Annotated in this window: 7 protein-coding genes; 4 read left to right on the forward strand and 3 right to left on the reverse strand. The window is 37.2% G+C overall.

Annotation, left to right across the window (positions count from 1 at the left end):
• Window positions 1-51 precede the first annotated feature (51 nt).
• Complete coding sequence (locus tag JCM15579_RS04490; protein ID WP_054716308.1) at window positions 52-1647, reverse strand: YfcC family protein; 1596 nt, start codon at window positions 1645-1647, stop codon at window positions 52-54.
• A gap of 255 nt (window positions 1648-1902) precedes the next feature.
• Here JCM15579_RS04490 and hutI point away from each other — a divergent pair, with 255 nt between their 5' ends.
• Complete coding sequence (gene hutI, locus JCM15579_RS04495) at window positions 1903-3156, forward strand: imidazolonepropionase (RefSeq protein ID WP_054716311.1); 1254 nt, start codon at window positions 1903-1905, stop codon at window positions 3154-3156.
• A 254-nt stretch (window positions 3157-3410) separates the two neighbouring features.
• Window positions 3411-4337, forward strand: coding sequence for a M23 family metallopeptidase (locus tag JCM15579_RS04500; RefSeq protein ID WP_054716314.1), 927 nt, complete (start codon window positions 3411-3413; stop codon window positions 4335-4337).
• Between the two features lie 41 nt (window positions 4338-4378).
• On the opposite strand, the gene odhB is transcribed toward JCM15579_RS04500, so the two are convergent.
• On the reverse strand, window positions 4379-5626 hold the full coding sequence (odhB, locus tag JCM15579_RS04505) for a 2-oxoglutarate dehydrogenase complex dihydrolipoyllysine-residue succinyltransferase (RefSeq protein ID WP_218186051.1): 1248 nt from the start codon (window positions 5624-5626) through the stop codon (window positions 4379-4381).
• A 25-nt stretch (window positions 5627-5651) separates the two neighbouring features.
• Window positions 5652-8504 carry a 2-oxoglutarate dehydrogenase E1 component gene (locus tag JCM15579_RS04510; RefSeq protein WP_054716320.1) on the reverse strand — a complete coding sequence of 951 codons (2853 nt, stop codon included), beginning with the start codon at window positions 8502-8504 and terminating at the stop codon, window positions 5652-5654.
• A 249-nt stretch (window positions 8505-8753) separates the two neighbouring features.
• Between JCM15579_RS04510 and JCM15579_RS04515 the strand changes: the two genes are divergently transcribed.
• Both JCM15579_RS04515 and JCM15579_RS04520 read left to right on the forward strand, forming a co-directional pair.
• Window positions 8754-9413, forward strand: a complete 660-nt coding sequence (locus JCM15579_RS04515) for a YiiX/YebB-like N1pC/P60 family cysteine hydrolase (RefSeq protein WP_054716324.1) — start codon at window positions 8754-8756, stop codon at window positions 9411-9413.
• A gap of 15 nt (window positions 9414-9428) precedes the next feature.
• On the forward strand, window positions 9429-12293 hold the full coding sequence (locus JCM15579_RS04520; protein ID WP_054716327.1) for a PD-(D/E)XK nuclease family protein: 2865 nt from the start codon (window positions 9429-9431) through the stop codon (window positions 12291-12293).
• The last annotated feature ends 78 nt before the right edge of the window (window positions 12294-12371 follow it).

The raw sequence follows: 12371 nt of genomic DNA on the forward strand, positions 1-12371 counted from the left end.
TTAGTAGAATTAAAAAGGGGCTCTTTTGAGCCCCTTTGTTTGTATATTTTTTTAGAATCCATTTAACTCCATGGTAACAGTAGGAATCAAAAGTAATAATCCTAGAATGATCAGAATTGCCATAAATCCGCCAATCCATTTTACCCACTTGTCGTATGGAATTTTTGCAACTCCAAGAACGCCGATTAATACGCCCGAAGTTGGTGTTATCATATTGGTAAAACCATCCCCAAACTGGAATGCCATTACAGTTGCCTGACGCGATACACCAATTAAATCAGAAAACTGAGACATCATTGGCATAGTTAAAGCTGCTTTGGCAGATCCCGAAGGGATGATTACATTAATAATATTCTGAATCAGATACATGATAGAAACTGAAGCCATCTTACCAAAATCGTTCATCGATTGTGAAATATAGTAAAGAATCGAATCGATCACATTTCCTTCTTCCAATACAATTAGAATACCACCTGCTAAACCTACAATCATTGCAGCAGAAAGAATGTCTCTTGCTCCTTCAAGAAATAGGTTTGTGATTTCGTTGGCAGTATTATTGAATGCAATACCCGAGAAAATACCCATGGCAAAGAATAAGGTCGCAATCTCCATGATGTACCAACCATATCCCATTACACCAACAATCAGGTAAATAATTGTAAAAAGTAATAGGTTTAGAATGTAAAAGTGTACTGACTTAAGAAGAGATACCAGACCTAAAATTGCAAATAGTCCTGTAACAATTGGTAGTACATAGGTTGTCATTTCCGAATTACCAACTTTCAAGGTAGTCATTGGATAATGGAAAGAGAAAACTACCATTGTAATTAAAAGAATGAAATAGGTAACCCATGCTGATTTTGGAGTATAGAATTCCAACTCTTCGATATCTGTATCGGTATGTTTTCTCCAGTAAGCATCATCGGAGTATACCAAAGATGCTTGTGGGTTTTTGCGAATCTTAGCTGCATATCTTAAAATGAAAGCAAATCCTATTACATTAATTACCAGCCAGCAAAATAACCTGTATTCAATACCCGAGAATAATGGCAAATTCGATAAACCTTGTGCAATACCAATGGTAAATGGATTTAAAAGTGCTCCTGCAAATCCAAGTCCGGCAGCCACAAAACAGATACAAACCCCAACAATAGAATCATATCCCATTTTAATGGACATCGGAACAAAAATGATGACAAAGGCAATGGTTTCCTCACTCATCCCAAATGTGGCGCCAAAGGCACTAAATACCAGCATGATTAAGGTCAGTATAATGTTGTTGACTCCAATTTTCCGTATGGTTTTATTCTTCTCGAGTTTCTGTGTGAATTTAAGAAATGAATAAATCCCTACATCAATAGATTTACTGGCATTCATAATCCAGAATGCCCCACCAATTACCAAAATAAACATGATAATATCGGCCTTGTCAACAAATCCTTTAAAGAAAGAAGAAAAAATTTCCCAACTTTGTCCTTGGCTTTCAATTTGATGATATGACCCTTGAACAATAACTTCACGGTCGGTGCCATTCACGTTTACTGTTGTTCGATCAAATTCTCCTCCTGGAATGATCCAAGTTAATATTGCAGATAATACAACTATTGCAAATACAATTACATAAGTGTGTGGTATCTTTTTAAACATATAGGTTGATTTAGATTGTGTTTTGGTTTTACCCCTTAAAATTGAATGCGTAAAAATAGAAAAATATGTACAGAATCAGTGATATAAAATAATTTTAAAGAGCAGATCGAAAAGGTTTGCAATTTGTTCAGAATTAGCTAATATTTGCATGTTAAAGTGAATGAGTGGATATGGATTGAAACAGTGATACCTTCAGTATTAATTCTTTCCTTCAAATGGTTCATTATGAATTGCTAATTATTAATTGATATAGATATGAAACTGTTAATAAGTAATATAAAAACTCTTGTTCAGGTTGAGGAAACTCCACGAAAGTGGGTTGCTGGTACCGATATGGCAAATTTGAATTGCATTGATGATGCATATTTGCTTATTGAGGATGAGAAGATTTCGGATTTTGGTAAAATGGAAGATATGCCAAATTACGATGAAATGGAAGGTTTTGATCATGTAGAAGAGATCGATGCTACAGGTCGCATGGTATTTCCATCATTTTGCGATTCGCATACTCATTTGGTATATGCTGGTAGTCGTGAGATTGAATATACAGATAAGATTAAAGGCCTTTCGTACGAAGAAATAGCAAAGCGTGGAGGTGGAATTTTGAATTCAGCAAAACGGATGCACAATGCAACCGAAGATGAATTGTACGAAGCAGCTATGGAACGCATTCATGAAATCATCAGCATGGGAACCGGTGCGGTTGAAATCAAGAGTGGTTATGGATTGACTGTTGAGGATGAGTTGAAGATGCTTCGAGTAATCAAGCGAATTAAAGAAACAACACCACTAACCGTTAAATCGAGCTTTTTGGGTGCACATGCTGTACCTGCAGAATACAGAGGTCGTCAGGGAGAGTATGTTGATTTGGTAATCAACGAAATGATTCCTATGGTTGCTGCAGAAGAATTGGCAGACTACATTGATGTGTTCTGTGACGAGGGATTCTTTACTGTAGAAGAGACTGATCGTATTTTGAATGCAGGGATGAAGTATGGTATGCGTCCTAAAATCCATGCCAATGAGTTGGATTACTCGGGAGGTATTCAAGTAGGAGTGAAGTATAATGCACTTTCGGTTGATCACCTTGAGTTTGTTGGAGAGGAAGAAATCAAGTGTTTGAAAGATTCTGAAACCATGCCAACTGTATTACCGGGTGCAGCTTTCTTTTTGAACATGGTTTGTTCACCTGTGCGCGATATGATGAATGCAGGATTACCAGTAGCTTTGGCTTCTGACTTTAATCCAGGTTCATCACCATCTGGAAATATGAAATTCATTATGTCGTTGGCTTGTATCAATTACAAAATGTTGCCACAGGAGGCAGTGAATGCTACAACCATCAATTCGGCTTACGCAATGGGTGTTCAGGAAGAGTTGGGAAGTATTGCACGTGGTAAGATTGCGAACGTCTTTATTACTAAAGAAATTCCATCTATTGAATTTATGCCATATGCTTATGGAAGTAATTTGATTGATGCGGTGATTTTGAGAGGACAAAGATTATAAAATCTAGGTTCAATGATATAGCTTAAAGCCTGGCAGTGTTCTGTCAGGCTTTTTTTACGATGAGGCTTTGGAATTGATCAGGAGGAAAAATAAAACAAAGAAAAAGGAATAGTTGTATTACGATTTTAGACTATTTGCAAGTGTTTGCTTATGACTTTAATCTGTTAAAGAACATTTTACTTTATTGTATTTTTTTTATGTTGTAAAAATAAAATGTACATTTGTAAAGTATATGATCAGTTAATATTACCTTTATGAATAAAATTACCTTGTGTATTTGTTTTTGCTTGCTTGTTGTAGTAGGTAAAACATCTTTAGCTCAATCTGATATTGAGTTGAAATACGAAAGAAAAAGTGATAATAGTGTTGATTTTACCTATTCCAAAAAGGTTTATGGAACCTACTATTTGCTAATTAAATTTGATGATTTAACTAATGCCATGCAAACAAGTTATGGATCGCATGTAAGTGGACGTACAGGTCGTTTTTTTACTTTGAAACCAAAAAATCCGGCTAATGGCATAGGATTTTCTTATACTTACATTTATCAGAGGGGAAAGGTGAACCCTAAAATTAAAGATGATATGGTTTATATGTTGCCTTTTAAACCAGGCACAAAAGTAAAAGTGCGTAAGGCAGAATACATGGGACTTACCTTTGGAAATGGTTCTCCTGATGATTTTAATGCATTTGTGTTTAATGTTGAAAAAGAGGAAACTGTTGTTGCTGCACGAAAAGGATTGGTAGTGCAAGTTGAAGATAAACATATAGCTGATACCACGCGAAAATACAGTTTTGTGAGTTCTACGAATAGAGTTCTCATAGAGCATAAAGATGGCACTTTAGCTGAATACTCTGGATTTAAATCAGGAACCATAAATGTAAAAGAAGGGGATATGGTAAACCCAATGGATCCAATAGGAATTGTGGGAAGGTTCGACTCTAATAAAAATTGCAGGCTGACATTAATGGTGTATTACCTTAAAACAAAAAAATTGTTTGATTCTAAGCAAGAAGAAAATAAACACAATCAATACGGATATGTGAATCCAATTTTTTGTTACAAAGGAGGTAGATCTTTGTTGCTTCCAAATAATTACTATTCGTCAGATTGCAATGATGAGTTAATAACTCAAGAATTTAGCAGACGAGAAAAAAAGAAATATGTGAGTAAATTATAAAAAAAGAAGAGCGATGAAATTTCATCGCTCTTCTTTTATTTTTATAATCCCAGCAGCATGCTATCCGGATCTTTTCCGTCGAACAACATTTTGTGTGGGTTTTCAATCATTTCTTTGATTTTCACCAGGAATCCTACCGAATCCTTACCATCAATTACACGGTGGTCGTAGGAAAGTGCAATGTACATCATTGGGCGAATTTCTACCTTGCCGTTTACAGCAACTGGTCGCTCAACAATATTGTGCATTCCTAAAATTCCCGATTGAGGTGGGTTGATAATTGGGGTACTCAAAAGAGATCCAAACACACCACCATTGGTGATGGTAAAGGTTCCGCCAGTCATTTCATCCAGGCTAATTTTACCCGCGCGAGCCTTGGTAGCCAGCTCCATTAGTTTCTTTTCGATATCAGCCAAACCTAACGATTCTGCATTTCTGATAACAGGAACCATCAATCCTTTTGGTGTTTGCACGGCAATTGCAACATCGGCAAAATCAGGCGTTACAATTTCTTCTCCATCAATCATCGAGTTCACCATTGGGTGAGCCTTTAAGGCCTCGGTAACCGCTTTGGTAAAGAATGACATGAAACCCAATTTGATGTCATGAGTCTCAACGAATTTCTTCTGATACTTTTTTCTTAACTCCATTACTGCACTCATGTCAACCTCGTTAAAGGTAGTTAACATGGCAGTTTCGTTCTTCACCGATACCAAACGAGCACTTAACTTCTTGCGAAGATTGGTCATTTTGGTGCGTTTCTCTTCGCGTGAAATTTCTTTTGGAGCAGCAGCAACTGTTATAGGTTGATTGTTTTTGTTGTCAACAACTGCCTGAATATCTTTTTTGGATAATCTTTGCAAGCCTGCAATAACATCATCAACCGAAAGCTGGTTTTCTTCCATCAGCTTTTTGGCAACCGGAGAGATTTTTACATCCTTGTAATTTTCAGATTTGATATCGGCTGCTGGAGCTGAACTTGATGTTTTTTCTGCTTTCTCTCCAACAACTTCTTCTTTTGGAGCTTCGACCTTTGGACTAGGAGCTTCACCTGCAAAACTGGTATCAATTTTACAAGCTACTGAACCAACTTCTACAGTATCACCTTCTTGCGCAAGAATTTCAATTTTTCCTCCTTCGTCGGCTACTAAAGTTAGAGTCGCTTTGTCCGATTCAATTTCAGCAATGTCTTGATCTTTTTCTACAATATCGCCATCGGCAACAAACCAATTGGCTATTTCAACCTCTGAAATGGATTCTCCAGGACTTGGTATTTTTATTTCAATCATTGGGATATGTTTTCTTGATAGTTTTCTACATTAATAATTTGCTCTTCTTTTCCTCAAAGTATTCATGAGTTTGCAGTATTTCTTCATGAGAACTTCCTTCAACACATTGTAATCCGCAATATTTTAATTTTCTATCACAATCACATTTTCTAAATACTTTGTTGATGATCTCGTTTTGACCCAGCATATGAATTTTGGATAATCCTGTTGCCGGACTACCACTAGCCTGACGAGCTACAGGAACCAATTTCACCTCTTTGTTGCGGAAATTGTAATTGATAAATGTCCATGCTCCCATATTTTCAGGTTCTTCCTGAACCCATAAATGAAGGATGGCATTTGGATATCTTTCCAATACCTTATCCACTTGCTGATGTGGGAAAGGATACAATTGTTCCATTCTCACCAAGGCAACATCCTGAGCATTTAGCTTTTCTTTCTGAGCCAATAAATCAAAATATACTTTTCCGGTACAGAATACAACTCTTCTTACTTCTTCGGAAATAACGTTGTTGTCATCAATTACTTCCTGAAATTTGCCTTTTGCCATTTCGTCCATGCTGGAAACACAAGCTGGGTGACGAAGCAAACTCTTAGGTGAGAAGCAAATTAATGGTACCCTGATATCTCTCTTTACCTGTCTGCGCAACATGTGGAACAAGTTGGCAGGAGTAGTTGGATTGGTGATTTGCATGTTGTTGTGCGCACAAAGTGTTAGGAAACGCTCCATTCTGGCACTTGAATGCTCGGCACCTTGTCCTTCGTATCCATGAGGCAAATACATCACCAAACCATTCTTAATTCCCCATTTGTCTTCGGCAGCACTAATGTACTGATCGATTACTGCCTGAGCTACATTGTGAAAATCACCAAACTGGGCTTCCCAAATGGTCAATCCAGAAGGATGCGCCAATGCATAACCATATTCATAACCCAATACACCATATTCGCTTAATGATGAATTGTAAACATGGAATGGAGCCTGATCTTCCGAAAGATTTTTAAGTGGGAAATATTTCTTGTCGGTATCCTCAATCACCAAGGCTGCATGACGGTGCGAGAAGGTTCCGCGTTCAGAATCCTGACCACTAATTCGAACAGAATTTCCTTCGGTTAACAAACTTGAGTAAGCCAACATTTCACCCATTGCCCAGTCAAGCTGATCGTTTTCTACCATTTTCTTTCTATCGCCCATTAACTTTCCAATCTTCTTGAAGAATTTTAAATCTTCAGGAAGGGAAGTAAAATTATCCGCTAATGATAGTAGTGTCTTTTTATTCACACCAGTTTCAGGAGAAGATTCGAAATCAGATTCAACTGAATATCGAATGCCTTTGTAATAATTATCCAGGAATGGCTGAATGATAACCTTATCAAATGTTTTAGAAAGCTCAAACTTGTCATCCAACAGTTTGTTGTAATCCGAATTAATGGTTTTTACTTCTGCTTGAGAATAAACACCTTTCTGAATTAAATAATCGGCATAAATGTCTCTAGGATTTTTATGCTTGGCAATTTCCTTGTATAAAATTGGCTGAGTAAAACGAGGTTCATCGCCTTCGTTATGTCCATACTTCCTGTACGATAGAATATCAATGAAAACATCGGTATTAAATTCCTGACGGTATTCCATTGCCATTTTAATGGTAAAAATCAATGCTTCTACATCATCACCATTTACATGGAAAACAGGACAGCGAGTTACTTTAGCCACGTCGGTACAGTAAGTACTCGATCTTGCATCCAGATAATTGGTTGTAAATCCAACTTGATTGTTAATCACCAAATGGATGGTACCACCTGTTTTATATCCCTTCAGTTGAGACATTTGAATGATTTCGTATACAATTCCTTGTCCGGCAATTGCAGCATCACCATGTATCACAACAGGAACCAATCGATCCTGATTGCCTTCGTAATCATTGTCAATTTTTGATCGTGAAATTCCTTGAACCACGGCTCCAACGGTTTCCAAATGAGAAGGATTTGGAGCCAACTGAAGTTTAACTTCACTGCCATCGTCTGTTTTTACAGTATTCCCATAACCCAGATGATATTTTACATCCCCTAGAGCAATGTCCTCTTCGTATTCTTCACCAACGAATTCCTTGAAGATATTCTCATAAGGTTTCTCAAGGATATTGGCCAAAACATTTAGTCTGCCTCGATGAGCCATACCAAAAATAAACTCCTGAACGCCCAATTCAGCACCACGCTCAATCATGGCATCCAGAGCAGGAATAAGAGTTTCTGCACCCTCCAATGAGAATCTTTTTTGCCCTACAAACTTCTTGTGAATGTAGTTCTCGAAACCAACAGCCATTTTTAAATGGTAGTAGATGTGCTTGCGTTGCTCATCGGTAAACTGCGGAGTATTCTTCGAACTCTCCATTTTCTTTTGCAGCCATCTCAACATTTGCGGATGACGAACAAAAACATATTCTGCACCCACCGACTTACAATAAGTCTCCTGCAAGTGAGTTACAATATCTTTTAATTTTGCTACTCCAATACCAATTTCTTTCCCAGCATGAAATGGAGTTTCCAAATCTGATTCTGTAAGATCGAAATTTTCAATATCCAGTGTAGGGAAGTATTTTCTTCTGGTTCTTACTGGATTGGTTTTGGTAAATAAATGCCCCCTTTGTCGATAAGCCTGAATCAAGTTCATTACATTGAATTCCTTGCTCATTGATTCGCTGGCAGGCAAGCTTTCGGAACTTTCTTGTTTTATCGGAAAATTAGCCGATGCGAAATCGAATCCCTGGAAAAACGTTCTCCATGTTTCTTCTACCGAATAGGGATCTTTTTTATAGGATTGGTATAGTTCATCAATATAGTCGATTTCACTATTACCCAAAAAACTGAATTTATCCATAGAATTGTTTGTTGTACTTGTCTGATTTTTGTTGTTGCTTAAACAAATGTATTAATTTTGAAATTGAACAAGTCATGATAAACAGGAATAAAAGACCAAAATGTCATTTTTTTTTCAAATGAGCTTATAGACATTTTCTATGAGTTAACGCTGTTTAACATTTACAGAAAAAATACAGAGCTATTTTTTCGTTTGTTGCATTTTCCAATTAATTTAGTTTTGCATTCAAAAACATCAATATTTCATAGTATGACATTTTTTCGCACCATAATTTTAGTGCTGACTATTCTACATTTTTCAAGCTGTGATAATTTACAAAAAAAAACGCAGTTTGAATTCCGTAAAGGCGATCTAATTTTTCAGGATTTAAATAGCGATTCCATTTCAGATGCTATTGAATCGGTTACTGGAGGAGAGAAGAAGTTGAATTTTTCTCATGTGGGTATGGTTGATATTGACTCTAAAGGGAAAATTTATGTGTTGGAAGCCATATCGAAAGGAGTTTCTTTAACGAGTTTGGATAGTTTTTTAATAAGAAACAATAAAGTTGCCATTGGTAGATTAAATAACAAGTTGGATTCCAGAATTGATGCAGCTATGACTTATGGAAAAAGCTTATTGAATTTTCCCTACGATAATATTTATGTAATTGGTGATTCAAGCTATTACTGTTCAGAATTGATTTATGAAATGTTTGTAAATACTGGTGATTCAACAGAGGTGTTTCAATTAAATCCCATGACATTTAAGGATAATCAATCAGGTGAATATCTGCCATTTTGGGTAGAGTATTACAAGAATTTGGGCGTAGAAATCCCGGAAGGAAAACCGGGTTTAAATCCCAATGGCATGTTTCAATCGCAAAATATTGAAATTGTATTGCCTTACGGAATTCATCAATTTAACTAATCTCTTACACTATATATGAACTCATTCTTACAACAAATTACCAAAGAGCTTTACTCAAAATATACCAATGAATTATCGGATTGCATTTTGGTTTTTCCGAACCGAAGGGCTGGTCTGTTCTTTTCAAAGTACCTGAACGAATTGGTTGAACAGCCACTTTGGGCACCAAGAGTATTTACCATTAGCGAGTTTTTTCGTTCTCTGTCCAATTTACAGATAGAAGACAATTTGGGATTGCTGTTTCGCTTGTACAAAATCTATGTGAAAAGAATGAAGGTAAGCGAAAGCTTCGATGAGTTTTATCACTGGGGAGAGATGTTACTTGGTGATTTTGATGATTTGGACAAGTACAGGGTAAATGCCGAGCATTTGTTTCAAAATCTGGCGGATGAAAAAGAGATTGAGAATCTGTTCGACTATTTAACGGATGAACAGGTTGAGGCAATACAGGCATTTTGGAGCAGCTTTAAACCTGAAAAATATTCTGAGCACCAAAAGGAGTTCGTGAATTTGTGGGAGAATCTGTTTGGTATTTATACCGATTTGAGAGAGGAGCTGAAGTCGGAAAAACTGGCCTATGAGGGAATGGCTTCAAGGAATTTGATAGATGGATTGGAATCGGGAGGAATTCAAATCGATGCTAAAAAGGTAATTTTTGTAGGGTTCAATGCATTAAATAAATGCGAGATTGATTTGTTCGAGTTCTTGAAGAAGAAAGAGCTTGCCGAATTTTATTGGGATTACGATGAATCTTACCTGAAGAATCCATACCATGAAGCAGGTCTGTTTTTGCGAGACAATATCAAAAGATTTCCTGCTCCTAAAACTGAATTGAGCTTTTCAAACATCAAAGAGAACAAAGCAAAGGTGGAGTTTGTGTCTCTGTCATCAGAGGTTGGGCAGGCCAAATATGCTCACTCTGTGGTGCAAGCATTTTGCAAGGATGAGGATGTAGCACCGGAAGAAACAGCCATTGTTTTGGCTGATGAGGAACTATTGCTCCCTGTTTTGCATTCCATTCCAGAGGTGGTAGAGAATGTAAATGTTACCATGGGATATCCTGCAAAGAATACACCGGTTGCCAGTTTGTTGCGTTTGGTAATTGATATGCAAAAGAGCTCCAGAAAAATTGGTGGAGAAGTAGAGTTTCATCATAAAGAGGTGTTGGCGTTGCTGAATCATCAGTATTTGAATTCGGTAAATCCTGAATTGGCCCATGAGCTAACCCAAAATATTCTAACCACCAACAAAATAAAGGTTTCACAAAAGCTTTTAACAGGCGATGAGGTAATCGAAAAGCTGTTTACACCCGTGAAGGATGTGAATCAATTTGCCATGTACCTATTGAATTTGCTGCAGAATGTTTACCAAAGGTTGGAAACCAAAGAGGAAGAAAAATCATTGGTTGACAAGATTGAGCAGGAGTATATTTACCACCTGTTTTTGGCAATTAAGAGATTGAAAGCGTTGTTGGATCAGCATCAGATAGAGGTAAAACAGGATACTTTCTACAAGATTTTGGAGAAAATGATTCAAACATTGAGCATTCCGTTTGAAGGAGAACCTTTGGCGGGATTGCAGGTGATGGGGATTCTGGAAACGCGTTTGCTGGATTTTAAAAAGTTGGTGGTTCTCTCGATGAACGAGGGGAAATTGCCGAAAACTGGTACCGCAAATTCATTCATTCCATATCACCTGAGAAAGGGATTTGGAATGCCAACCATCGACCATCAGGATGCCATTTTTGCCTACTATTTTTACCGATTGATACAGCGTGCTGATGATATCAAACTGCTATATAGTACCCAAAGTGATGGAATCAGAACTGGGGAGATGAGCCGATTTTTGTATCAATTGAAATATGAATCTAATTTTGATATTGAAGAATCGAGTCCGGGATATGATATCTCGTTAAAAGAGGCCAAACCCATAAGTGTTGAGAAGAACGAGCGAATTTTAAATCGCCTGGCGGAATATTGCGGAGATCAATTCAGGAGTTTTTCTCCTTCGGCTTTGAATACTTATTTGGCTTGTCCATTGAGTTTTTACTTTAAATACATTGCAGGATTAAAGGAACCCGATCAGGTATTGGAAGAGATTGATCCGCCTACTTTTGGGAACCTGTTTCACAATACTCTGGAAGATCTTTACAAGCCATTTGTTGGCAAAACATTGGAAAGGGAAGATCTGGAAATCATTAGAAAAGACAAAGATCTGATTGAGACGAAACTGAAGACCGCTTTTCGCGATACCTATTTTAAAACGCCGAAAGATAAAGAGGTTCAGATATCAGGAAGAAACTTGTTGATTTTTGATATCCTTAAAAAGTACATTGATAGGATATTGATCCTGGATCAACAATTTGCTCCATTTCAAATCCTATCATTAGAAGATGAATATAGAATTCAGATTCCGATATCGGGAGATAGAAAGGTAAACATTAAGGGATTGATTGACCGTGTTGACAGGGCAAATGGTACCATTCGAATCCTGGACTACAAAACGGGTAAGGCAGATTTGTTTTTTAAGGACATAGAATCCTTATTCGAGAAAGAAGGAAAGAACAGAAACAAAGCAGCTTTTCAAACCTTATTGTATTGCTTGTTTTATGAGGATAAGACAAAAGCAGCAGAGGCTATTTCGCCTGGCGTGTATAGTCTGAAAGAATTCTTCAACAACAAGTTTACGTGTATGTTGGCACGAAAAGAAGGTCGTTCGAAACCGGAACCAGTTGATGATTACAGAGTATACAAGGAAGAATTTACAAAAGCTTTGCAGGAAATGTTCGAAGAGATTTTTGATCCGAAGATTCCATTTACTCAGGTGGAAAATCAGGATGCTTGTAGAACTTGTTTGTATGCGGAGATTTGTCATAGATGATTTTAATTTCGCTCTTCTTACCCCAAACCCCTAAAGGGGCTTATCTGGTGTGTTGTTCCCTGTAGGGAATTGAAGGGT

The sequence above is a fragment of the Marinifilum fragile JCM 15579 genome (assembly GCF_001310955.1).
GTDB classification, from domain to species: domain Bacteria; phylum Bacteroidota; class Bacteroidia; order Bacteroidales; family Marinifilaceae; genus Marinifilum; species Marinifilum fragile.

What these genes read in the sequence shown, in the direction of transcription:
- JCM15579_RS04490 (WP_054716308.1), bottom strand. Translation starts at nt 1,647, where the DNA reads ATGTTTAAAAAGATACCACACACTTATGTAATTGTATTTGCAATAGTT.
- hutI (WP_054716311.1), top strand. Translation starts at nt 1,903, where the DNA reads ATGAAACTGTTAATAAGTAATATAAAAACTCTTGTTCAGGTTGAGGAA.
- JCM15579_RS04500 (WP_054716314.1), top strand. Translation starts at nt 3,411, where the DNA reads ATGAATAAAATTACCTTGTGTATTTGTTTTTGCTTGCTTGTTGTAGTA.
- odhB (WP_218186051.1), bottom strand. Translation starts at nt 5,626, where the DNA reads ATGATTGAAATAAAAATACCAAGTCCTGGAGAATCCATTTCAGAGGTT.
- JCM15579_RS04510 (WP_054716320.1), bottom strand. Translation starts at nt 8,504, where the DNA reads ATGGATAAATTCAGTTTTTTGGGTAATAGTGAAATCGACTATATTGAT.
- JCM15579_RS04515 (WP_054716324.1), top strand. Translation starts at nt 8,754, where the DNA reads ATGACATTTTTTCGCACCATAATTTTAGTGCTGACTATTCTACATTTT.
- JCM15579_RS04520 (WP_054716327.1), top strand. Translation starts at nt 9,429, where the DNA reads ATGAACTCATTCTTACAACAAATTACCAAAGAGCTTTACTCAAAATAT.